We start from the raw sequence: 23,550 nt of genomic DNA, 5'->3' as shown, positions 1-23,550 counted from the left end.
TTCCTCTCACAATATCGCAACAACTGCATTACCATAACCCTCTGATTAAGGGATAAAAATCCCTTATGACAGCAGGGTTGAGCTGATTAATTCTTATGCTGAATCATTTCGGCCTTTAAAAAATAAACAAACGTTTAATTCCGATACGAGAATGTTATATTCAAATGCATATGCATAACGTGCAGTTAACCGTTATCGTCCCCTGACTTAAACCTGAGTCTTAACCTTTGAGAAATAGCGCGACGCGCTCGAAAGAAGCGTGGCTGTTTCGCCTGCGAACCTGTTGAACTTCAGGTCAACAGAGAGAGGAGATGTCGCCTCATGAGTACTACTGCGGTAAACCTGGCGCTCGCCGCCGCTGGTATGGATAGCGCAAACCTTCAGGAACGAAAGGATGTCGACGTACTGCTGATCGGCGCAGGCGTGATGAGTGCCACCTTAGGCGCGTGGCTGCAGGATCTGGAGCCAGACTGGTCGATTGAGATGGTGGAACGCCTTGACGATGTCGCGGTGGAATCCTCTAACGGCTGGAATAATGCCGGGACCGGTCACGCTGCGTTGGCCGAGCTGAACTATACGCCGCAGAAGGCGGATGGCAGCATCGACATTGCAAAAGCGGTGGCGATCAACGAATCGTTCCAGATTTCTCGCCAGTTCTGGGCGTACCACGTTCAGAAAGGCAATCTGCGCAATCCAAAAAGCTTTATCCACAGTACGCCGCACATGAGCTTCGTCTGGGGCGACGATAACGTTGAGTTCCTGCGCAAACGTTTCCAGGCGCTGCAAAAAAGTACCCTGTTCCGTGGCATGAACTATTCAGAAGATCGCGACCAGATCACCCAGTGGATTCCGCTGGTGATGAATGGCCGTGACAGCAAACAGAAAGTGGCTGCCACCTGGACCGAAATGGGCACCGACGTCAACTTCGGTGAAGTGACGCGTCAACTGATTGCCTCTTTACAGAAGAAAGCCAATTTCCGCCTGCGTCTGCGTCAGGAAGTGCGTGATATCAAGCGCCTGAGCGATGGCCGCTGGCAAGTGACGCTGCATAATCTGGCCAGCGGTGAAAATCGCCAGCTGATCACGCGGCAGCTGTTTATCGGTGCGGGCGGTGCCGCGCTGCCACTGCTGCAAAAATCCGGCATCCCGGAAGTGAAAGGCTACGCCGGTTTCCCGGTGGGCGGTTCCTTCCTCGTGACCGAGAATCCAGAAGTGGTGCAACAACACATGGCGAAGGTGTACGGCAAAGCCAGCGTTGGCGCACCGCCGATGTCGGTACCACACGTGGATACGCGTGTGCTGGATGGTAAGCAGGTGCTGCTGTTTGGCCCGTTCGCCACCTTCTCGACCAAATTCCTGAAACAGGGTTCGCTGCTCGATATGTTCGGCGCGATGAACGGCAGTAACCTGTTACCGATGATGCAGGTCGGCCTGAAGAGTTTCGACCTGGTGAAATATCTGGTCGATCAAGTGCTGCAAAGCGATGACGATCGGATGGAAGCGCTGCGTGCTTATGTACCGCAGGCTAAGCAGGAAGACTGGCGTTTGGTCACTGCCGGCCAGCGTGTACAGATCATCAAAAACGATGAGAAAGAGGGCGGCGTACTGCGTTTAGGCACGGAAGTTGTGACCTCTGAAGATGGTTCGATTTCAGCCCTGCTCGGCGCTTCGCCAGGGGCATCTACTGCAGCGCCGATTATGCTGGAGCTGATGGCGAAAGCCTTCCCTGAGCAGATGCGTTCACCTGAGTGGCAGACCAAAATCCGCGCGGTGATCCCAACCTGGGGCCGTAAAATGAACGGTGACGTAGCGCTGACCGAGAAGATTCTGGCGGAAACCAGCCGCGTACTGCAGCTCGATTACGCACCAATCGTTACGCCTGACGCAGCCAACGACGAAGCCCGCGAGACGGCGCACGTGGTGGGGAAGTAACCAGTCAATCCTGATTGCTGTGAATACTGATAAGGCCGCGCAAGCGGCCTTTTTTATGAGTGCACTTCAGCTCAACTCAGCAGCACCGCGTCGTACAGCATCCAGGCCGTGGTGGCCACCAGCGACAGCGCCATCAGACTGTTAAACGCCTGACGTTTCCACGCCACCTGCAGATGACTGCGCAGACGATCCCCCATCGCGGCCCAGATCAGGATGCAGGGTAAGTTCAATGCGGCAAACCCCAGCAATACCGTAATGACGCCGTTGCTGTTGGCGTACATCAGCGCCACGTTAGTCACCATCAGCCAGGCCTTGGGATTCACCGCCTGAAAACAGATGCCGCCCACCAGCGTCATCGGGCGCGGACGTTCACGCGCTTCTGGTGCTGCGGCCCGAAAGATTTTCCATGACAGCCACAGCAAATAGCTGCACCCCACCACCGTTAATGGCAAACGAATGGATGCCATCCAGTGCAGCAACACATCCAACGCCATGCTAGCCAGCAGCATCTGTATCGCACAGCCGAGCAGAATGCCAAACAGCATGGGCAGCGTGCGTTTAAAACCAAAATTGACGCCCGATGTGGCGAGCAGCAGGTTGTTCGGTCCGGGGGTGATCGACATCACCGTGACGTAGCTGAAGAATGAAGGGTCGAGCATGATGCGCTTCCTGATGGTTCAAAGTTAACATCATGCTAATGCGTGCCGGGCAATGGAAACAGAGACACAAAACAACTATTGTAATGGATACAGTTTGCTTTATTTTAGATTGTACCCATTGCACGCAGAGGCTTTTGTGTCCCTTCCCCTTTCATCCGGTCAAACGCTGTATCAGCAGCTGGCAGATAGCTTTGCCGAGTCGATTCATCAAGGCACGCTGAAGCCGGGCAAACGGCTGCCCGCTATTCGCCGCGTGGCACAATCGCATCAGGTTAGTGTCAATACTGTGCTCAATGCCTGGCAAATTCTTGAAGATCGCGGCCTGATAGAAGCGCGTCCGCAATCGGGCTATTACGTGCGTGGTGTGATGCCGGCCGTGACGCGTCCGGTCAAACCGCTGCCCGCGAAAATCAACGACCCCAGCACGCAGAAACTGGAACTGATTGAGCAGGTGTTTGCCGCGCAGAATAATGCCGATTACACCAATATCTCTCTGGCCTGTCCGCAGGATGGCACCTTCTATCCGGCAGCACGCTTAGGCCGAATTACCTCAGGCATTTTACGGCACAATCCCGACATCATCGGGCGCTATGCGCTTCCGCCTGGTAGTGAACGCTTACGGGAGGAGATAGCGCGCCGCAGTCTGCACACCGGCATCAATCTGACTGCGCAAGAGATCACCCTCACCCACGGCTGCATGGAAGCCTTACAACTGGCGCTGCGTGCGGTCACGAAACCTGGCGATTGCATTGGGCTGGAATCCCCCACTTACTTCTTCCTGTTCCCACTGCTGGCCTCACTGGGCCTGAAAGCACTGGAAATCCCCACCGATCCACAGCAAGGGCTGTCACTGGACGCGCTGGAGATGCTGCTGCAGGAGAAGCGTATTCAGGCGCTGATCGCCATGCCCGGCGCGCAGAATCCTCTTGGCTATGTGATGCCACTGGAGAATAAGAAGCGGCTGGCAAAGTTAGTGAATACTTACCACGTTCCATTGCTGGAAGATGGGCTGTATGACGAGTTGCAGTTTGACTGGCCTCTATCACCGCCGGTGAAAGCCTTTGATAGCGAGGGCTGGGTGATTTACTGCACCAGCTTTACCAAAACGGTGGCGCCGGATTTCCGCGTGGGCTGGACCGCTGCCGGCCGCTTCCATCAGGCCATCGCCCGTTTGAAAGCCGTCTCTTCCATGTCTGAGTCGCGCCTATTGTGTGAGACCCTCGCCGAATTTCTGGCAAGCGGTGGCTACGACCATCATTTGCGATCGCTGCGCCGTCGCTATGCCGCCAATCTCGATGCGGCGCGCGGCATCATGGCGCGCCATTTTCCGCAGGGAACCCGCGCTACCCTGCCCAAAGGAGGTTTTGTGTTTTGGGTGGAGTTGCCCGGAAAAGTGGATACCGTGGAGATGTTCCACCGGTTATTGCAGGAGCAGATTTGCGTGACGCCGGGAGCGCTCTACTCGCTGAGCGACCGTTATAAACATGCACTGCGCCTCTCCTGCTGTTATCCGTTTGATGAGCGTTATACGTGGGCACTAAAACGCACCGGTGCGCTAGCCTGCGAAATCACAGGCCTGGCACCGGGACAGGATCAAGGCTTGCCGTTGCGGCCCCAGGTGGTGTAACCCTCACGCTCGGTCAGACGCTCGTAATAGAGTTGCACGGCTGGAAATTCAGGGTGCTCCAGTGGGGTTTCAAACCAGCGATTGACCGCAAGCCCCACCGGAATGTCTGCCAGCGAGAAGTTACGTCCTGCGACGTAGCGCCCGGTTTTTTGCAGATGCTGGTCAAGAATATTCATGGTGTGCGTCCAGCCTTTAATCGCGGCGGCCAGCAAACGCGGATCCTGATGGGCGGGTGAGTTGCGCACCAGTGACATAAACGCATAGCGCCAGGAAGTATTGAGTTCGGTGGCTTGCCAGTCCATCCATTGATCCACCGGTGCACGCGCACGTGGGTTTTCAGGATAGAGCCAGTCGCCGCCGTTGCTGTTGGCGAGATAGCGCAGAATGGCGTTGGATTCCCACATCACGAAGTCATCTTCGATGATCACCGGCACCATGGCATTAGGGTTGAGCGCCATGAATTCCGCCGAGTGCAGCGATTGCGGGTCTTCACCCCAGGGTTCGAGCTCATACGCGAGATCCAGTTCTGAACACAACCACAGAACTTTGCGCACGTTGATTGAAGAAGTACGACCAAGAACTTTTAACATAGCGGACTCCGATTCCAGAATTCTTAACCTATTCATAGTCCTGTTGACTGACATTAGCAATCTGCAGGATGTAAATCAGGATTTCAGAGTGCCTCAACCAGCAAGGAGAGAAAATGAAAGTCGCGTTTAAGCAGGTGGATGTGTTTACCTCATCAGCGTTTAAAGGTAATCCGCTGGCAGTCATCATGGATGCAGAGGGATTAAGTGACGCCCAACTGGCCGCTATCGCCCGCTGGACCAATTTGTCGGAAACCACCTTTGTCCTGCCACCACAGGATGCTGCGGCCGATTATCGGGTGCGCATTTTTACCACTGAAGGGGAATTGCCCTTTGCCGGTCATCCGACGCTGGGCACGGCTCACGCCTTGCTGGAAGCGGGATGGACAGTGAAAACACCGGGTAAGATCGTGCAGGAGTGCGGCGTTGGCCTGGTGGATGTGCGCATTAGCGAGGATGGCGCACTGGCCTTCGCCGCACCCGACGTCACGCTGACGCCATTTGAAGACGCGTTGATGAGCAGCGCACTGAATAGCGAAGCCTTTGATACCCACCAGACGCCGACCATTGTCGATATGGGGATTCGCTGGCTGCTGATCCCGATGAACAGCGCGCAGGCGGTGTTGGATGTGCAGGCCAGCGCAGCGGATCTGCTGCGTTTGCAAAAACATGCCGACGTCAATGGCACTGCGCTGTTTGGCCCGCTGCCAGAGGAGTGCGGTGAGCAGTATGAGGTGCGCGCGCTGCTGGTTGAGAACGGCAGCCTGACCGAAGATCCGGTAACAGGCAGCGCCAACGCCTGTCTGGCGCGCTATTTCGCGGCCCAGGGGAAAACCGAGGATTATCGTGCGCGTCAAGGCAGCGCTATCCAGCGTGAAGGGCGAATTCAGGTGAGTTTTAGCGGTGATAACATCTGGATTGGCGGCCAGACAGTGACCGTGATTGACGGGACGATCGAGATCTAAAAACACGCGCAATAAATTGCGCCGCTACGGCCCTCTGCATGGCTACGTAGCGGCGCGATTGAGATCTCAAACATGGGCAATTAACGACCAACCGCATGATTGCGTAGCAGGGCGATTGAGATCTCAAACACGCGCAATAAATTGCGGCGCTACGGCCATCCAAAGGAGTGCGTAGCGCCGCGATTTATCGTGCATGAATGCCACGTCACTCAGCGTGCATGATTACAACGCCTGCCCACCTGAAGCTTCAATACGTTGCGCGGTGATCCAGCCGGTTTCCTCACTCAGGATGGCGCTGATCGCGTCACCAATATCATCCGGTTGACCCACACGGCCCAGCGATGTCACCGAGGCAATGTGATCGTTAAGATCTTTGGTGTCACGCACGCGTCCACCGCCGAAGTCAGTTTCAATCGCACCCGGTGCCAGAATATTGACGCGAATGCGGCGCTCGCCCAGCTCTTTGGCCTGATAGCGCGTCAGCACTTCCATCGCCCCTTTCACCGAAGCATAGGTGCCTGAGCCCGGCAACGTCATGCGCGTTAATCCGCTGGAGATGTTCAGGATGCGACCACCATCAACGATCAACGGCAGCAGCTTCTGCGTCAGGAAGTAAGGCCCTTTGAAATGCACATTGATCAGCGCATCAAATTCTTCTTCCGTGGTTTCTGCAAACAGCTTGTAGTGACCGTGACCGGCGTTGTTCACTAAATAATCAAAGTTGTCGCGCTGCCAGGTTTTTTGCAGTGCCTCTCTCACCTGTGCCACGAAAGTGTTAAAGGTGCTGCTGTCACCAACATCCAGCTGCAGTGCCACAGCACGCGCGCCCAGCGCCTCAATCTCTTTCACCACGGCCTGCGCTTCTTCCGCGTGACCACGATAGGTGAAAAGAATATCGACACCTTTGGCCGCCAGTTTCAGCGCACCATTCTTGCCCAAACCGCGGTTGCCGCCGGTAATCAATGCAATTTTATGACTCATGTTTCGCTCCAGGTGGAAAATTGAACACGGGATAAGGATATTCGTTATAAATTGATCTATAAACGCAGAGGAATACGCAGCACTGTTTCACTAACAACAACAATCGGTGAACAACATGGATAAAATTCACGCAATGCAGGTTTTTGTGCGGGTGGCAGAAATGGGCAGTTTTACCCGTGCAGCTGAAAGTCTTGGACTACCAAAAGGCAGCGTATCGCGCCAGCTTCAGGCGCTGGAAAATCAAATGGGCACGCGTCTGCTGCATCGCACCACCCGGCGTGTTCATCTCACCCAGGATGGGCTGGTCTACTACGATCGTTGTCTTGATCTGTTGTCGATGCTCGACGATATGGACAGCCTGTTCCAGCACGACCCCGCCACCCTGAGCGGCAAGTTGCGCGTCGATATGTCGGTGGCCATGGCCACCGGATTTATCCTGCCGCGTTTGCCCGAGTTTCTGCAGCATTATCCCGGCATCGAAATTGAGCTTAGCAGCAGCGATCGCCAGGTGGATGTGATTCGTGAAGGTTTTGACTGCGTGATCCGTGTGGGCGAGCTGATAGATTCGGGTCTGATTGCGCGAAAAATCGGATCACATGCCTTGATTAACTGCGCCAGTCCCGACTACCTTTCCCGCTTCGGCATGCCGGTGCGCCTCGAAGATCTGGCACAGCACGCGATGGTGCATTACACCCAGCAGCTGGGACAGCCCTCTCTGGGGTTTGAATATTTTGATGGTAAGCAGTGCCACTATGTTCAGACCGGCGGCGTGGTGACGGTGAACAGCACCGAAACTTATCGTGCCGCCTGCATCGCGGGTTTAGGCATTATTCAGGTGCCCGCGATTGGCGTGCAGCCACTGCTGGAATCAGGCCAGTTAGTGGAAGTGCTGCATCACTTCCCGGCTAAGCCGATGCCGATTTCGTTGCTTTACCCACATCGCCGCAACGTAGCACGCCGCGTGCGGGTGTTTATGGAGTGGCTGAGTCAGGTGTTGCAGGAGTATGTGACATAAAGGGCTATAATTTTAATTTCGCAGTGAACAGGATGCTGACCGTCTATGACAGACAAACCTAACCAAGAATCCACGGCTGAAAAGAAGCCGCTTATTGATATCAATACCGGTAACAAAACCGTGGATGGCTCAATCCAGAACGTGTCGCGGTTTGCGACCTGGTTCCAGGCCATTCCGGCGGTGGCGCATTTTATGCGCGCGCTGGATCGGTTTAACGATCGCCTCGGCAGCCAGTTTGGTGCGGCGATCACTTACTTCTCCTTCCTATCTCTGATACCGATTTTGATGGTCTCCTTTGCGGCAGTCGGTTTTGTGCTGGCGTCGAATCAGGATTTACTCACCGAGTTGATCAACAAAATCGTTAACAGCATCAGCGATCCTACGCTGGCCACCACCCTAAAGAATACCGTGAACACCGCGATTCAGCAACGCGCGACGGTCGGGTTAACCGGTTTGCTGCTGGCGCTCTACTCTGGCATCAACTGGATGGGCAATTTGCGCGAGGCGGTGCGCGCGCAGTCGCGCGATGTGTGGGAGCGGAAGCCGGACGATCAAGAGAAGTTGTGGAAGAAATATGCGCGTGATTTGGTGTCGTTGCTCGGCCTGATGCTGGCATTGGTGATTACGCTGTCGCTGACCTCCATTGCCGGTGCCGCGCAGAATGCCATCGTTAACGCGTTGGGATTGGAGGATATCGAGTGGCTGCGCCCGGCAATGACCATCATTGCGCTGTCGATCTCCATTTTTGCCAACTATTTGTTGTTCCTGTGGATTTTCTGGATTCTGCCGCGCCACAAGCCGCGCAAAAAAGCGCTGTTTCGCGGCACGCTGCTGGCGGCGATTGGCTTTGAGGTGATTAAGTTTGTCATGACGCTGACGCTGCCTAAGCTGGCCACCTCACCGTCCGGCGCAGCCTTTGGTTCGGTGCTGGGATTAATGGCGTTCTTTTACTTCTTCGCCCGTCTGACACTGTTCTGCGCCGCGTGGATCGCCACCGCAAAATACAAGGATGATAAAGAGATGCCGCAGCCGCATCAGGGCAATTAACATCGCAAATTTGTTACATTTGCCCTAACAGCTAAAAATGTTTCCTGCGGGCTATTATTTCAGCAAAAACCAGCAGGAAACGCTAAAGGGTCACTTTAATTTGGCCCTTTTGCAGAGATTCCCGCCAAAAAAGTGACACTTCCCGTTCCCATCCCCCGTCGATTGCCACAACTCAGAAATTATCCACTTTTTCGCCGAAAATGCCTGTTCTGGCGCGGGTTTTCGTCATTGAATGCCGCAAAACAGGTGCGTAAGATTCTCTGTCTACATTTACGATTAAGAAACAGTCATGCAAGCCTCCATCACAGAAACACTCGACAAAAAACACGACGACACGCCCGTAAACTCACGCGGCAAAGTGGTCGTGGCATCGCTTGTCGGCACCGCGATCGAATTCTTCGATTTCTATATTTATGCCACTGCGGCAGTGATCATTTTCCCGCACATTTTCTTCCCGCAGGGCGATCCCACCGTCGCGACGCTACAGTCGCTGGCGACCTTCGCTATCGCCTTTGTCGCGCGTCCAATTGGTTCTGCGCTGTTCGGCCACTTCGGCGACCGTGTCGGCCGTAAAGCGACGTTGGTAGCATCGCTGCTGACCATGGGCGTCTCCACGGTATTGATCGGCCTGCTACCGAGCTATCAAACCATTGGCGTCGCCGCTCCACTGCTGCTGGCGCTGGCGCGTTTTGGTCAGGGTCTGGGCTTGGGTGGTGAATGGGGCGGTGCGGCTCTGCTGGCAACCGAGAATGCCCCCGCGAAGAAACGTGCGCTCTACGGCTCTTTCCCACAGCTCGGCGCGCCGATTGGCTTCTTCTTCGCTAACGGTACTTTCCTGCTGCTCTCCTGGTTGCTGACCGATGAGCAGTTCATGAACTGGGGCTGGCGTGTGCCGTTTATCCTTTCTGCCGTACTGGTACTGATTGGCCTCTATGTGCGCGTTTCGCTGCATGAAAGCCCGGTTTTTGCCAAAGTGCAGAAAGAGAACAAGCAGGTCAAAATGCCCATCGGCACGCTGCTGAGCAAGCATCTGACCGCTACGATTCTTGGCACCTTCATCATGCTGGCGACCTATACGCTGTTCTACATCATGACCGTGTACTCGATGAGTTACGGCACTGCGCCAGCGCCTGCGGGCTTGGGTTACTCCCGTAATAGCTTCCTGTGGATGCTGATGGTGGCAGTGATTGGTTTTGGTGTGATGGTGCCGATTGCAGGTCTATTGGCGGATCGTTATGGCCGTCGTCGCACCATGATCACCATTACTTTGATGATTATCGCTTTCGCGCTGATGTTCCCAATGCTGCTGGGTTCAGGCTCGCAGATTCTGGTGATGGGCTTCCTGCTGCTGGGTCTGAGCATTATGGGCCTGACGTTTGGTCCGATGGGCGCGCTGCTGCCAGAGTTGTTCCCGACGGAAGTGCGTTATACCGGCGCATCCTTCTCGTACAATCTGTCGTCAATTTTAGGTGCGTCTGTTGCGCCTTATATTGCGACATGGTTGAACGCTAACTACGGTTTGCAGGCAGTCGGTTTCTATCTGGCTTCCATGGCGGTACTGACGCTGATTGCACTGATTGCCTGTAAAGAGACGCGCCATCAGACGCTGTACGAAGCGTGATAGCGCCTGTTTGAAATGATGAAACCCGGCTCAGGCCGGGTTTTTTATTGGGTGAGAATTGAGATAGGGCCAAAAATACATTGCCTTGAATGGCGTTATTCCAGCTATTTGAGGCCATACGCATTGTGACCTTTTTAACAAAACGCACAAAAGTTCAGGAGCAGGCTGGGGCCGCTTAGGGGCGGGCAATCCGCAGCGCCGAACAGAATGAGTATGCCAGGATAGCCCGCAGGACGCGGGCGAAAGGCGGGGCGGCACAGGGATGTGCCATCCCCCGCCGTTCCGTCAGGCAGACGAATGACGTGAGGGCACCGCGTTAGCGGCGCGAGGACGCCAGACCCTAAGCGGACCCAGGCTGCGTTATCGCCATGGCATTGCGGCTTAGTCGCGTTTTTTAGTTATTGGCTGCGGGAAGCTATCTGTTCAGGCATAAAAAAACCCCGGCAAGCCGGGGTTCTTCTTATGCTGAAAACTGTGTCGCGTGTGGCTTAGCCAGCAACCGCGATACGTTTCATGTCGGTCATGTAGCCACGCAGTTTACGGCCAACCGCTTCGATTGGGTGCTGACGAACGGCTTCGTTGACGTCACGCAGCTGTGCGTTATCAACCTGAGTGCCTTCGATTGCTTTACCCAGATCGCCTGGCTGCAGCGTGGTCATGAACTCTTTCAGCAGCGGTACTGCCGCGAAGGAGAATAGGTAGTTACCGTATTCTGCAGTATCAGAGATAACCACGTTCATTTCATACAGACGCTTACGTGCGATGGTGTTCGCGATCAGCGGCAGCTCGTGCAGTGATTCGTAGTAAGCCGACTCTTCAATGATGCCTGCGTCGATCATGGTTTCGAAGGCCAGCTCAACGCCCGCTTTCACCATGGCAACCATCACAACGCCTTTATCGTAGTATTCCTGCTCTTCGATTTTGCCGTCGAACTGTGGTGCGTTCTCGAATGCAGTTGCACCGGTCTCTTCACGCCAGGTCAGCAGGTTTTTGTCGTCGTTCGCCCAGTCAGCCATCATACCGGAAGAGAATTCGCCCGAGATGATGTCATCCATGTGCTTCTGGAACAGCGGAGCCATGATGGTTTTCAGCTGCTCAGACAGTGCGTAAGCACGGATTTTCGCCGGGTTAGACAGGCGATCCATCATCAGGGTGATACCACCGAATTTCAGTGATTCGGTGATGGTTTCCCAGCCGAACTGAATCAGTTTTTCGGTATAAGCCGCATCGTGACCTTCAGCCACCAGCTTGTCAAAGCACAGCAGAGAACCGGCCTGCAGCATACCGCACAGGATAGTCTGCTCGCCCATCAGGTCAGATTTCACTTCTGCAACGAAGGAAGACTCCAGGACGCCAGCACGGTCACCGCCGGTTGCAGCAGCCCAAGCTTTCGCAATCGCCAGGCCTTCGCCTTTTGGATCGTTTTCTGGGTGAACCGCGATCAGGGTTGGAACACCGAAACCACGCTTGTACTCTTCACGCACTTCAGTACCTGGGCACTTCGGTGCAACCATCACCACAGTGATATCTTTACGAATGGTTTCGCCCGATTCAACGATGTTGAAACCGTGTGAGTAACCCAGCGCTGCGCCATCTTTCATCAGAGGCTGAACCGCCTGAACCACTGCGGTGTGCTGTTTGTCTGGCGTCAGGTTAACCACCAGATCCGCCTGTGGGATCAGCTCTTCGTAGGTGCCTACTTTGAAGCCGTTATCGGTCGCTTTGCGGAAAGAAGCACGCTTCTCAGCGATCGCTTCAGCACGCAGTGCATAAGCGATGTCCAGACCGGAGTCACGCATGTTCAGGCCCTGGTTCAGACCCTGAGCGCCACAGCCAACGATAACGACTTTTTTGCCTTTCAGGAAGCTTGCGCCATCCGCGAATTCATCGCGTGACATGAAACGACATTTGCCTAACTGCGCTAACTGGTTGCGCAGATTCAATGTGTTGAAGTAGTTAGCCATGGGTACTCCGGTTAGATGTTGTGATTGCTTTTGTTCGGTAACGACACCCTGTTCAGTGCCGCGAATGACCCCATCATATGACAGGAAATCTATTGCTTAAATTGATATATTAGCAAGGTCACATTGCAGAATTTGCAACAACCCTTTGAGGTGAAACGCGCATGGATTTACGAGACCTGAAGCTCTTTCTTCATCTGGCCGAAAGCTGTCACTTTGGTCGCACCGCGCGTGCTATGCACGTCAGTCCCTCCACGCTATCGCGCCAGATTCAGCGCCTTGAAGAAGATGTGGGTCACGCGCTGTTTCTGCGCGATAACCGCACCGTCACGCTCACTGAAGCCGGTGAACGCCTCAAGCAGTTTGCACAACAAACCTTATTGCAATATCAACAACTGCGCCACGTGATGGATCTGAACGGCCCGTCCCTAAGCGGCGAACTGCGCATATTTTGCTCGGTGACCGCCGCTTACAGCCATTTGCCGCCGATTCTCGACCGCTTCCGCGCCGAACATCCGCAGGTGGAAATCAAACTCACCACCGGCGATGCCGCCGACGCAATTGAGATGGTGCAATCTGGCGAGGCAGATTTGGCCATTGCCGGACGTCCGGAATCGCTGCCCGCCAGCATCGACTTCACGCCGCTCGCCATTCTTCCGCTGGTGCTGATCGCGCCCGCCCTGCCGTGTGCGGTGCGCAGCCAGGCCACACAGGCGCAACCTGATTGGTCGCAGATTCCGTTTATTGTGCCGGAACAAGGCCCGGTGCGGCGCGGTATCGATTTGTGGTTCCGTCGCCATCGCATCCCCAATCCGCAAATTTATGCCACGGTGTCCGGGCATGAGGCGATTGTCTCAATGGTGGCGCTGGGATGTGGTATTGCGCTGCTGCCAGATGTGGTGCTGGAGAACAGCCCGGAGCCGGTACGCAATCGCGTACTGACGCTGGAGAATGTGGAGTCGGTCGCGCCGCTGGAACTGGGCGTCTGTGTACAAAAAAAGCGGCTCGGGGAGCCGCTTATCAGTGCTTTCTGGAACCTGCTGTAACTACTGCCCAGCGAGGAAGAAACGGAACGCCGGGTTGTTCGCCTCATCGTGCCATTCGTAGCCCAACGCCGTGAGATGCGTTTCAAAATCCGGCTCTTGATCGTTGGCTTCGAAGGCCGCCAGCACACGACCAAAATCGGTGCCGTGGCTGCGATAGTGGAACAGCGAGATATTCCAGTGCGCGCCCAGCGTCTGCAGGAATTTCAGCAGCGCGCCGGGTGCTTCCGGGAACTCAAAGCTAAACAGACGTTCGCGCAACGGTTTCGACGGACGACCGCCCACCATGTAGCGCACATGCAGTTTCGCCATCTCGTCATCCGACAGATCCACGACGTTATAGCCACTCTCATTCAGTTGACTGATGATCTCGCTGCGCTCTTCCAGACCGCGCGTTAAACGCACGCCGACGAAGATGCAGGCGTTATCGGCATCCGCATAACGGTAGTTAAACTCGGTGATCGATCGGCCACCCAGCGTCTGGCAGAACTTGAGGAAACTGCCCTGCTGTTCGGGAATCGTTACCGCCAGCAACGCTTCGCGCTGTTCGCCAATTTCGCAGCGTTCCGACACATAGCGCAGACCGTGGAAGTTGACGTTGGCGCCCGACAAGACGTGCGCGAGGCGCTCGCCTTTGATGTCGTGCTGCTGGATGTACTTCTTCATGCCCGCCAGCGCCAGCGCACCCGAAGGTTCCGCTACCGCACGCACATCTTCGAACAAGTCTTTCACTGCCGCGCAGATGGCATCGCTATCCACAGTGATGATGTCATCGAGATACTCTTTGCACAGACGGAAAGTCTCGTTGCCGATGCGCTTCACCGCCACACCTTCAGCAAACAAGCCGACACGCGCCAAATCCACCGGCTCGCCCGCATCCAGCGCCGCTTTCAGACAGGCTGAGTCTTCCGACTCTACCGCGATCACTTTGATCTGCGGCATCAGCTGTTTGATCAGCACCGCCACGCCAGCTGCCAGGCCACCACCGCCGACCGGCACGAACACGCGATCGATATGTGCATCTTGTTGCAGCAGTTCCATCGCCAGCGTGCCCTGCCCGGCAATCACTGCCGGATGGTCAAACGGCGGCACAAAGGTGTAACCCTGCTGCTCGGCCAGCTCGATGGCTTTGGCTTTTGCCTCGTCGAAGTTAGCACCAAACAGATAAACCTCACCGCCAAATGCGCGCACTGCATCAACCTTGATGTCTGCCGTGGCCACCGGCATCACAATCAGTGATTTGATGCCAAGCCGACTCCCCGAAAGTGCCACACCCTGTGCGTGGTTACCGGCCGAAGCCGTAATCACGCCGCGTGCTTTTTGCTCTTCGGTCAGTCCGGCAATCATCGCGTAGGCCCCACGCAGCTTGAAGCTGTGTACAGCCTGGCGATCCTCACGCTTCACCAAAATGGTGTTGCCGAGACGCGATGAAATTTTTTCCATTTTTTGCAGCGGCGTGACCTGCGCAATTTCATACACAGGCGCACGCAGCACCGCGCGCAAATACTCCGCGCCGTTAGGCGACGCGGGTAGCGGTTGAGACTCAGCCATTCGTTGTTAGCCTCCCAGCTTGGACTTATCGCGCACCGCGCCTTTATCAGCACTGGTCGCGAGTGATGCATAAGCACGCAGCGCGAAGGAGACGGCACGTTCGCGGTTGTGCGGGGTGTAAGCCGCTTCGCCACGCGCCAACTCTTTTTCACGACGAGCGTGGATTTCGTTGTCCGGCAGGTCCAGATGGATACGACGGTTCGGGATATCCAGCTCAATCATGTCGCCATCCTGGATCAGCGCAATGGTGCCGCCGCTCGCCGCTTCAGGTGAGATGTGACCAACAGAGAGACCGGAAGAACCGCCGGAGAAGCGACCATCTGTGATCAACGCACAAGCTTTACCCAAGCCCATGGATTTCAGATAGGTGGTCGGATAGAGCATTTCCTGCATGCCCGGACCGCCTTTTGGCCCTTCGTAACGGATGACAACGCAATCGCCAGCCACAACTTTGCCGCCGAGGATCGCTTCTACCGCATCATCCTGGCTTTCGTAAACTTTTGCCGGGCCTTTGAAGGTCAGCAACTCAGCGTCAACGCTGGCGGTTTTTACGATACAGCCATCTTCAGAGATGTTGCCGTACAGCACGGCCAGACCGCCATCCTGAGAAAACGCGTGTTCGCGGGTACGGATACAACCATTTTCACGGTCATCATCCAGCGTGTCCCAACGGCAGTCTTGTGAGAAGGCCTGGGTGGTGCGGATACCCGCTGGGCCCGCGCGGAACATTTTCTTCACGGCTTCGTCTTGGGTCAGCATGATGTCGTACTGATCCAGGGTTTCACGCATGCTCTGCTGCAGAACGTTGCGCGCACTGGTGTCGATCAGCCCGGCACGATCCAGCTCGCCCAGAATCGCGACAACGCCACCGGCACGGTGCACATCTTCCATGTGATATTTCGGCGTACTCGGTGCCACTTTGCACAGGTGCGGCACTTTGCGCGACAGGCGATCGATATCCGACATGTTGAATTCGATTTCGCCTTCCTGCGCCGCTGCCAGCAGGTGCAGAACGGTGTTGGTGGAACCGCCCATGGCGATATCCAGCGTCATCGCGTTCTCAAACGCGGCTTTGGTGGCGATGTTGCGTGGCAGTACGCGCTCATCATCCTGCTCGTAATACTTTTTGGTCAGGCTAACGATGCGCTTACCGGCGTTGAGGAACAGTTCTTTACGGTCGGCGTGGGTCGCCAACAGTGAACCGTTGCCCGGCTGTGCCAGACCCAGCGCTTCCGCCAGACAGTTCATCGAGTTCGCGGTAAACATGCCTGAGCAAGAACCACAGGTTGGGCACGCAGAGCGTTCGATTTTATCGCTGTCTTCATCGCTGACGTTCGGGTTAGCCCCCTGAATCATCGCATCAACCAGGTCCAGCTTGATGATTTTGTCTGACAGTTTGGTCTTGCCAGCTTCCATCGGACCGCCGGACACAAAGATCACTGGGATGTTGAGGCGCAGTGATGCCATCAGCATGCCGGGGGTGATTTTGTCGCAGTTAGAGATACACACCATGGCATCGGCACAGTGCGCGTTCACCATGTACTCCACGGAATCGGCGATCAGCTCGCGCGAAGGCAGTGAATACAGCATGCCGCCATGACCCATGGCGATACCGTCATCCACCGCGATGGTGTTGAACTCTTTGGCGACACCACCGGCGGCTTCGATTTGCTCAGCCACCAGCTTGCCCATATCGCGCAAGTGCACGTGGCCCGGCACGAATTGGGTGAATGAGTTAACCACGGCGATAATCGGTTTACCGAAATCGGCGTCGGTCATTCCTGTGGCGCGCCACAAGGCGCGTGCACCCGCCATGTTACGACCATGGGTGGTGGTGGCAGAACGGTACTTAGGCATGCTCTATTTACTCCAGTCTGAAATATGACGCGGGCGCAGCGGCACCCGCGTTACTGTCTTGTTATGGATTAACTTGATCCAACCAGCCGTACTTGTCTTCGGTTTCGCCCGTGAACAGGCCGAAGAATGCGCTCTGAATTTTGGTGGTCACTGGACCGCGTTTGCCCGCACCGACCTGAATGCCGTCAACGCTACGTACCGGGGTGATTTCTGCCGCAGTACCCGACATGAACACTTCATCAGCCAGATACAGAGATTCACGCGACAGCGTTTGCTCACGCACTTCGATACCCAGATCAATCGCCAGTTTGATGATGGCGTCACGAGTGATGCCCGGCAGTGCTGAAGAAGTGAACGGTGGTGTGAACAGAATGCCATCTTTCACTTCGAACAAGTTTTCGCCAGCACCTTCTGAAATATAGCCGTTGGTGTCGAGAGCGATACCTTCCTGATAACCGTGGCGACGCGCTTCGCTGCCAACTAACAGTGAGGAGAGGTAGTTACCACCAGCTTTAGCCGCGGTTGGCAGGGTATTCGGTGCAACACGGTTCCATGAAGACACCATCGCATCGATACCGTTTTCCAGTGCTTCAGCACCCAGGTAAGCACCCCATGGGAAAGCAGCGATGATCACGTCGGTGGTGTAGCCATCTGGTGGGTTCACACCCAGGCCTACGTCGCCAACAAACGCCAATGGACGAATGTAAGCGCTTTTCAGTTTGTTCACACGAATCACTTCGCGGCACGCTTCCATCAACTCATCAACAGAGGCGGCGATAGGAAAACGATAGATTTTGGCGGAGTCGTGCAGACGCTGCATGTGTTCACGGTGACGGAACACCACTGGGCCTTTGTGTGAGTCGTAGCAACGTACGCCTTCAAACACTGAAGTACCGTAGTGCAGTGCGTGAGACATGACGCTGACCTTGGCGTCTTCCCACTTAACCATCTCCCCGTTGAACCAAATAAAGTCTGCTTTCTTCGTACTCATTGCTATTTCCTTTGGCGACTAAGCGCGGATTTGTTGTGATGTCTGTTGCTGGATCTCGACACAGGCGACATCCATAAGTTTGCTTAACTGCGAAGACAGTAAATCGACAGAACGCTGGCTGGCAACGGTCATCTCGATATTAATGTTCTCAGCGTTGATCGCAGATGCCATGTTCATCGAGCACACCTGGAAGCCACGGTGGCGGACGACACGCAAAATGCGCTCCAATATTTCAGGGCGGAAGCGGGCTTCGATAGACAATTGATGCTGATTCATGCGGTTTTCTCCATCATGTTTGCGTTGCTGGCACCCGGTGGTACCAATGGCCAGACGTTCTCATGCTCATCAATCGAAACATGCAGGAAGTAAGGACCTTCACTGTTCAGCAGAGCATCTATCGCGGCGTCGACCTGATCTTTACGGCTAATGTGCTGGCCTGGGATATCAAAGGCGCTGGCCAGCGTGAGGAAATCGGGGTTATCGGTGAGGATGGTTTCGCTGTAGCGACCATCAAAGAACAGCTGCTGCCACTGACGCACCATGCCCAAACGTTGGTTATCCAGCAGCAGGATTTTCACCGGCAGCTTGCCGCGTTTGATGGTGCCCAGTTCCTGGATGTTCATCATGATTGAGCCATCACCTGACACGCAGATCACGGTGTCTTCCGGGCGAGCAACCTGCGCACCGATGGCGGCAGGCAGACCGAAGCCCATGGTGCCCAGGCCGCTGGAGGTGATGAAGTTTTCTGGCGCGGTGAAGCTCATATGCTGCGCAGCCCACATCTGATGCTGCCCAACATCGGTGGTGACTACGGCGCTGTCTTCTTTACGATCGGAGAGCTGTTTCAGCAGCAGCGGCGCGTAAATGGCCTCGCCTGGATGATCGTAACGCCAGTCAAACTCGGCTTTCATCGCTTTAACTTCGGTGCGCCAGCCTTCAATCTGCATTGGCATACTCAACGCGGGCAGCACCTGGTTCAAATCACCTTGCAACGAAACGTGCGCGCGACGGAGTTTGTTCAACTCGGCCGGATCGATATCGATATGAATGACGTTCGCATGCGGGGCGAAGGTGTCTAATTTGCCGGTCACGCGGTCGTCGAAGCGCGCACCAACGGCAATCAGCAAATCACAGGATTGCACGGCAAGGTTGGCAGCTTTGGTGCCGTGCATACCCAACATGCCGAGATAGAGATCGCTGCTGGCGTCTGCGCTTCCCAGGCCTTTCAACGTGGACACCGTTGGGATGCCGGTTGCTTCAGCCATGGCACGTAATGCAGGCACCGCTTGTGCCATGCCAACACCGCCGCCGATATACAGCATTGGCTTATGCGACTGCGCCATCAATGCGCGGGCTTCCGCGATATGCTCTGGCGAGTGACTGATCGCCTCTTCAACCGGCAGCAAGTGTGGGGTTAAATCGGCACTGGCAATTTGGATGTCTTTCGGGATATCCACCAGAACCGGACCGGGACGGCCAGACTGGGCGATGGCAAAGGCTTCGGCCATCACGGAAGGCAAATCTTCGAGGGATTCAACCAGGAAACTGTGCTTGGTGCAGGCTAATGACAGGCCGAGAACGTCGATTTCCTGGAAGGCATCGGTGCCGATGAACGCAGATGAAACCTGACCGGTGATCGCGACAACCGGGATTGAATCCATAAACGCATCTGCTAAACCGGTGATCAGGTTGGTGGCGCCGGGGCCGGAAGTGGCAATACAAACGCCGGTCTTACCGGTGGCACGCGCATAACCGATTGCCGCCATCACTGCACCTTGTTCATGACGACACAGTAGGTGTTCCACGCCGCCATCGTAGAGCGCATCGTACACTGGCATGATTGCGCCGCCAGGATAGCCAAACACTGTGTCGACACTCTGCGCGCGTAAAGCCTGAACTACCCACTGTGCACCTGTCATCGTTATTCTCCTGTATTCCTGGTGGAACAACAGAATTTTATGCTACTGCTCATAATCTGTTCCTCGCTGATTCGCTGATATTTAGCCAGGTCGAAAAAAAACCCCCGGACCTTTCGGTGCGGGGGTTTTTGGAATTCCGGGCTTGATTTTTAAGCCTTTCTTTCTCCAAGCGATGCCCCGCACGGTGGGATAATAATCACCACCACGCTAATCACGACTAGGCTAATCACTTGTAGAAGGGCTTTCATGTGTTGTCTGTTTTTTCGATTGTTCGAAGTAATACCTACAGAGTTACCATAGTTATCTACGCATTGACAATTATTTTCATAATGTTTTTTTATGACGCAAGCGATGGGTGTGGGTTATCGCCTTGTAAGTTAAAGGTTATTTTTAGTTGTGAAAAATTTTCATTACGCACACTGCGTAACCTCTCTGTTATTTCTGCGATATCGACCTCAATTGCGGCGAAAACAATGTAAAAACCGTCGATTCACTGGAACCCGGCGCTGATGTTTTTAAATCGCATTCGCAATCTGAATTTACTCCTCGCATGATGAAGACAACAAGGAGTGGTTATGTCTTTATCAAAGGTTCTCACTCGCGCGGCGCTCGGTGTGCAGGCGCCATTAGTAACGGTTGAGGTGCATATCAGCAAGGGCTTGCCCGCTTTAACGCTGGTTGGCTTGCCTGAAACCACGGTGAAGGAAGCGCGGGAACGGGTGCGCAGTGCCATTATCAATAGCGGATTCACCTTCCCTGCTAAACGCGTCACCATCAATTTGGCCCCCGCCGATCTGCCAAAAGAGGGAGGACGCTACGACCTTCCCATCGCCATTGCGATTCTCGCGGCCTCAGAGCAGCTTCCTGACGCGAAACTGGCTCACTATGAATTCCTGGGGGAGTTAGCACTGAACGGCGCGCTCTGTGGCGTTCAGGCCTCCATTCCAGCAGCGATGGCCGCATTGCAGGCCGGCAGGCAGATGGTGTTAGCTGAAGAGAATCAACAGGATGTCGGATTGATCCAACAAGGGGAAACGCTTGTCGGTAAACATCTGCTCGAGATCTGCGCTTTCCTGCATAACCAATCGACACTCACCGTTGCGCATTATCAACCTGAGGCGCTGCAACAGGAAAGCCAGGATCTCAGCGAAATCATCGGTCAGGAGCAAGGACGTCGCGCCCTGGAGATCACTGCCGCTGGCGGGCATAACCTGTTACTGCTTGGACCGCCCGGCACAGGGAAAACGATGCTGGCGACCCGCCTGCCCGGCATTATGCCGCCCTTAGACGACCAGGAAGCGCTGGAGTGCGCAGCGATTAATAGCCTGGTCAGCAGCCGAAACCTCCATCATCAGTGGCGCAGAAGGCCATTCAGAGCACCTCATCACAGCGCTTCGCTGTATGCATTAGTGGGAGGTGGAGCACTCCCCCGGCCTGGTGAGATCTCTCTGGCGCACAATGGCGTCCTGTTTCTGGATGAACTCCCGGAGTTTGACCGCAAGGTACTGGATGCATTACGCGAGCCCATTGAATCCGGCGAGATCGCAATTTCCCGTACACGCGCCAAAGTCACTTATCCAGCGCGCTTTCAGTTAATTGGCGCCATGAACCCCAGCCCTACCGGGCATTATCAAGGCAGTCACAACCGATGCACGCCGCAACAGGTGCTGCGCTATTTGAGCCGTCTCTCAGGTCCGTTTCTTGATCGCTTTGATCTGTCTCTGGAAATCCCGTTGCTACCCAGTGGAACCTTAAGCCAAAAACAGGAAGTCAGTGAGAGCAGCGAGACAGTGCTTAAACGCGTCCTTGCTGCTCGTCAGAGGCAAATTGAGCGAGCAGGCAAAATAAACGCTCATTTATCTAATCCGGAGATTGCCCAGTGCTGTGTACTGAGACAGGACGATGCTATATGGCTGGAAGCTGTGTTGAATTCGTTGGGCCTTTCTGTGCGCGCGTGGCAACGCATTTTGAAAGTCGCCAGGACGATTGCCGATTTGGCAGGGGAGGAGACGATTTCACGACAGCATTTGCAGGAGGCGGTGGGTTATCGCAGCATTGACCGATTGCTAATCTTTCTGCACAACAGTCTGGAATAAAAAACGGGGCTTTAGAAGCCCCGCTATTTTTTAATCATCGCTATCGCTAAAGTCTTCCACAGTGTCCATCTGCGGCTTACCGCCAGACAATGTGTGGAAACGCTTAGGACGCTTAATACGTGCGGTATATTTCGACCAGACACGTTCAGCTTCCGTTTGCGGCTCACGCAGACCACGACATACTTCTAAAAACGAACGCTCTTCTTCAGTCGCTGGTTCACGCTTGGCGAGGTCCAGTTCATTAAAGGCGTAACCGTGGCGTTCCAGAAGCTGAGCTTCTTTAATGGTGAAATCACCATGACGTGAAAAACCACGAGGGTAATGTTTGTTATCAAAGAAACGATTTGTTGTTGCGAAGCTATCCGCCATTTTACACGCTCCCGACTCTCTTATGGCCGTGCTATTTATGGCGCGGAGTATTAGATAGGCTTGACAGAGTGTAAAACAAAACATTTAAATCAGTACGACAAACATTTTTTGGGAGAATGCTGTGGATACGGAATTACTGAAAACTTTCCTCGAAGTGAGCAGAACACGCCATTTCGGGCGTGCTGCTGAAGCGCTTTACCTCACGCAATCTGCCGTTAGTTTTCGCATTCGTCAGCTGGAAAATCAGTTAGGAGTCAACCTTTTCACCCGTCATCGAAATAATATTCGGCTGACCTCTGCGGGTGAGCGTTTATTACCCTATGCAGAGAGCCTGATGAGTACCTGGCTGATGGCCAAAAAGGAAGTTTCACATACACAACAGCATCATGAGCTATCGATAGGCGCCAGCGCGTCGTTGTGGGAAGCTTATCTAACCCCTTGGTTAAAAACGCTTTATGAGAACCGTGAAAGCCTTCATCTTGAAGCACGTATCGCACAACGGCATTTGCTGGTAAAGCAATTACATGAGCGTCAATTGGATCTTTTAATCACCACCGAAGCGCCCAAAATGGATGAATTAACCAGCCAACAGATTGGTCATATTTCACTCGCGCTCTTCCGTGCACGTAAGACTGAGAAACGTGAAAAATATGATTACATTAAACTGGAATGGGGTGCGGATTTTCATCAACATGAAAGTTATTTATCCAGTGATGATGTGCCAGTATTGACCACAACTTCAGCGCATGTGACACGTGAATTACTGCACACTACCGGCGCTTGCGCGTTTTTACCGGATTCATGGCACAGCATTTATAGTGATTTGATGGTTATTCCAGATACACCCGTTGCCGTTCGCCCACTCTATGCGGTGTGGCTGCAGAATAGCGATCAACAGGCGCATATTCGTCAGCTGCTTAAATTTCCAGTATTGACGCAATAAAGCAGAAATTGAGAGGGGTTTGAGTGTCGCGCAGTGAAACTCAAACCCTTTTCACTGGCGAATTTATGAGGTAAATGCCAAATTTTGGACAAAAAAAATCCTTTGCCGAAGCAAAGGATTGTTTTCTGGCAGGGGCGGAGGGACTCGAACCCCCAACACCCGGTTTTGGAGACCGGTGCTCTACCAATTGAACTACGCCCCTAAAAGGGTGGCGGAACGGACGGGGCTCGAACCCGCGACCCCCTGCGTGACAGGCAGGTATTCTAACCAACTGAACTACCGCTCCACCGATTCTGTACCAAAATCAGAAAATCGTTCTGAATCTGGGTGTTTCACCCTTTCAGCGTCACTTGAAAGGTCACGACTCATGAATGAGCCTTAAATTG

Annotated in this window: 20 protein-coding genes and 2 tRNA genes; 9 read left to right on the top strand and 13 right to left on the bottom strand. The window is 54.5% G+C overall.

The features are described 5' to 3' along the window. The first annotated feature begins 321 nt into the window (after positions 1-321). Complete coding sequence (mqo, locus tag LH22_RS03150) at positions 322-1,932, top strand: malate dehydrogenase (quinone) (RefSeq protein WP_038644146.1); 1,611 nt, start codon at positions 322-324, stop codon at positions 1,930-1,932. Positions 1,933-2,003: 71 nt separating this feature from the next. Here mqo and LH22_RS03145 read toward each other — a convergent pair whose 3' ends face one another. Next, positions 2,004-2,591, bottom strand: a complete 588-nt coding sequence (locus tag LH22_RS03145) for a LysE family translocator (protein WP_038644144.1) — start codon at positions 2,589-2,591, stop codon at positions 2,004-2,006. Positions 2,592-2,727: 136 nt separating this feature from the next. On the opposite strand from LH22_RS03145, the gene LH22_RS03140 reads away from it, so the two are divergent. Next, on the top strand, positions 2,728-4,218 hold the full coding sequence (locus LH22_RS03140; RefSeq protein ID WP_038649803.1) for a PLP-dependent aminotransferase family protein: 1,491 nt from the start codon (positions 2,728-2,730) through the stop codon (positions 4,216-4,218). On the opposite strand, the gene LH22_RS03135 is transcribed toward LH22_RS03140, so the two are convergent. Next, entirely contained in the window at positions 4,185-4,808 is a 624-nt protein-coding gene (locus LH22_RS03135) for a glutathione S-transferase family protein (protein WP_038644142.1), read from the bottom strand. The two genes, LH22_RS03140 and LH22_RS03135, sit on opposite strands and share 34 nt — an antisense overlap. A 113-nt stretch (positions 4,809-4,921) precedes the next feature. Here LH22_RS03135 and LH22_RS03130 point away from each other — a divergent pair, with 113 nt between their 5' ends. Next, positions 4,922-5,770 carry a PhzF family phenazine biosynthesis protein gene (locus tag LH22_RS03130; protein WP_038644140.1) on the top strand — a complete coding sequence of 283 codons (849 nt, stop codon included), beginning with the start codon at positions 4,922-4,924 and terminating at the stop codon, positions 5,768-5,770. Positions 5,771-5,992: 222 nt separating this feature from the next. Here LH22_RS03130 and LH22_RS03125 read toward each other — a convergent pair whose 3' ends face one another. Further along, complete coding sequence (locus LH22_RS03125) at positions 5,993-6,751, bottom strand: SDR family NAD(P)-dependent oxidoreductase (protein WP_038644138.1); 759 nt, start codon at positions 6,749-6,751, stop codon at positions 5,993-5,995. Positions 6,752-6,866: 115 nt separating this feature from the next. Here LH22_RS03125 and LH22_RS03120 point away from each other — a divergent pair, with 115 nt between their 5' ends. The 3 genes from LH22_RS03120 to LH22_RS03110 all read left to right on the top strand — a co-directional run bounded on the left by LH22_RS03120 (position 6,867) and on the right by LH22_RS03110 (position 10,434). Next, positions 6,867-7,766 (top strand): LysR family transcriptional regulator, encoded by a 900-nt coding sequence (locus tag LH22_RS03120; protein WP_038649800.1) that lies wholly within the window; start codon positions 6,867-6,869, stop codon positions 7,764-7,766. 45 nt (positions 7,767-7,811) lie between these two features. Further along, positions 7,812-8,813, top strand: coding sequence for an inner membrane protein YhjD (gene yhjD, locus LH22_RS03115; protein ID WP_038644136.1), 1,002 nt, complete (start codon positions 7,812-7,814; stop codon positions 8,811-8,813). A gap of 289 nt (positions 8,814-9,102) precedes the next feature. After that, complete coding sequence (locus LH22_RS03110) at positions 9,103-10,434, top strand: MFS transporter (protein ID WP_038644134.1); 1,332 nt, start codon at positions 9,103-9,105, stop codon at positions 10,432-10,434. A gap of 488 nt (positions 10,435-10,922) precedes the next feature. On the opposite strand, the gene ilvC is transcribed toward LH22_RS03110, so the two are convergent. Beyond that, positions 10,923-12,398, bottom strand: coding sequence for a ketol-acid reductoisomerase (ilvC, locus tag LH22_RS03105; protein WP_038644132.1), 1,476 nt, complete (start codon positions 12,396-12,398; stop codon positions 10,923-10,925). Between the two features lie 161 nt (positions 12,399-12,559). Between ilvC and ilvY the strand changes: the two genes are divergently transcribed. Then, on the top strand, positions 12,560-13,441 hold the full coding sequence (ilvY, locus tag LH22_RS03100; protein ID WP_034820008.1) for an HTH-type transcriptional activator IlvY: 882 nt from the start codon (positions 12,560-12,562) through the stop codon (positions 13,439-13,441). On the opposite strand, the gene ilvA is transcribed toward ilvY, so the two are convergent. The 6 genes from ilvA to ilvL all read right to left on the bottom strand — a co-directional run bounded on the left by ilvA (position 13,442) and on the right by ilvL (position 20,004). Then, positions 13,442-14,989 carry a threonine ammonia-lyase, biosynthetic gene (gene ilvA, locus LH22_RS03095; protein ID WP_038644129.1) on the bottom strand — a complete coding sequence of 516 codons (1,548 nt, stop codon included), beginning with the start codon at positions 14,987-14,989 and terminating at the stop codon, positions 13,442-13,444. It abuts the gene before it with no gap. Positions 14,990-14,995: 6 nt separating this feature from the next. Further along, positions 14,996-16,846 (bottom strand): dihydroxy-acid dehydratase, encoded by a 1,851-nt coding sequence (gene ilvD / locus LH22_RS03090; protein ID WP_038644127.1) that lies wholly within the window; start codon positions 16,844-16,846, stop codon positions 14,996-14,998. Between the two features lie 61 nt (positions 16,847-16,907). Then, complete coding sequence (locus tag LH22_RS03085; RefSeq protein ID WP_034820022.1) at positions 16,908-17,837, bottom strand: branched-chain amino acid transaminase; 930 nt, start codon at positions 17,835-17,837, stop codon at positions 16,908-16,910. An 18-nt stretch (positions 17,838-17,855) separates the two neighbouring features. Beyond that, positions 17,856-18,113: an acetolactate synthase 2 small subunit gene (gene ilvM / locus LH22_RS03080; RefSeq protein WP_034820026.1), complete on the bottom strand. Its 258-nt coding sequence runs from the start codon at positions 18,111-18,113 to the stop codon at positions 17,856-17,858. Then, positions 18,110-19,756 (bottom strand): acetolactate synthase 2 catalytic subunit, encoded by a 1,647-nt coding sequence (gene ilvG, locus LH22_RS03075; protein ID WP_038644125.1) that lies wholly within the window; start codon positions 19,754-19,756, stop codon positions 18,110-18,112. Before ilvG ends, ilvM begins: the two co-directional genes overlap by 4 nt. A 149-nt stretch (positions 19,757-19,905) precedes the next feature. Next, positions 19,906-20,004, bottom strand: coding sequence for an ilv operon leader peptide (gene ilvL, locus LH22_RS20005; protein WP_071531048.1), 99 nt, complete (start codon positions 20,002-20,004; stop codon positions 19,906-19,908). A gap of 327 nt (positions 20,005-20,331) precedes the next feature. Here ilvL and LH22_RS03070 point away from each other — a divergent pair, with 327 nt between their 5' ends. Next, complete coding sequence (locus LH22_RS03070; RefSeq protein WP_038644123.1) at positions 20,332-21,852, top strand: YifB family Mg chelatase-like AAA ATPase; 1,521 nt, start codon at positions 20,332-20,334, stop codon at positions 21,850-21,852. Between the two features lie 30 nt (positions 21,853-21,882). Here LH22_RS03070 and LH22_RS03065 read toward each other — a convergent pair whose 3' ends face one another. Continuing rightward, positions 21,883-22,221, bottom strand: coding sequence for a DUF413 domain-containing protein (locus LH22_RS03065; RefSeq protein ID WP_034820034.1), 339 nt, complete (start codon positions 22,219-22,221; stop codon positions 21,883-21,885). Between the two features lie 121 nt (positions 22,222-22,342). Between LH22_RS03065 and hdfR the strand changes: the two genes are divergently transcribed. Then, positions 22,343-23,164, top strand: coding sequence for an HTH-type transcriptional regulator HdfR (gene hdfR / locus LH22_RS03060; RefSeq protein WP_034820037.1), 822 nt, complete (start codon positions 22,343-22,345; stop codon positions 23,162-23,164). Between the two features lie 126 nt (positions 23,165-23,290). On the opposite strand, the gene LH22_RS03055 is transcribed toward hdfR, so the two are convergent. Then, positions 23,291-23,366, bottom strand: a tRNA-Trp gene (locus LH22_RS03055). 7 nt (positions 23,367-23,373) lie between these two features. Next, positions 23,374-23,450: transfer RNA gene (locus LH22_RS03050), tRNA-Asp, on the bottom strand. Between the last annotated feature and the right edge of the window lie 100 nt (positions 23,451-23,550).

Origin of the sequence: Pantoea rwandensis (assembly GCF_000759475.1) — a bacterium.
Classification (GTDB): domain Bacteria; phylum Pseudomonadota; class Gammaproteobacteria; order Enterobacterales; family Enterobacteriaceae; genus Pantoea; species Pantoea rwandensis_B.
The sequence above is the reverse complement of the archived record's forward strand: the minus strand, read 5'-3'. Positions and strand labels throughout refer to the sequence as shown.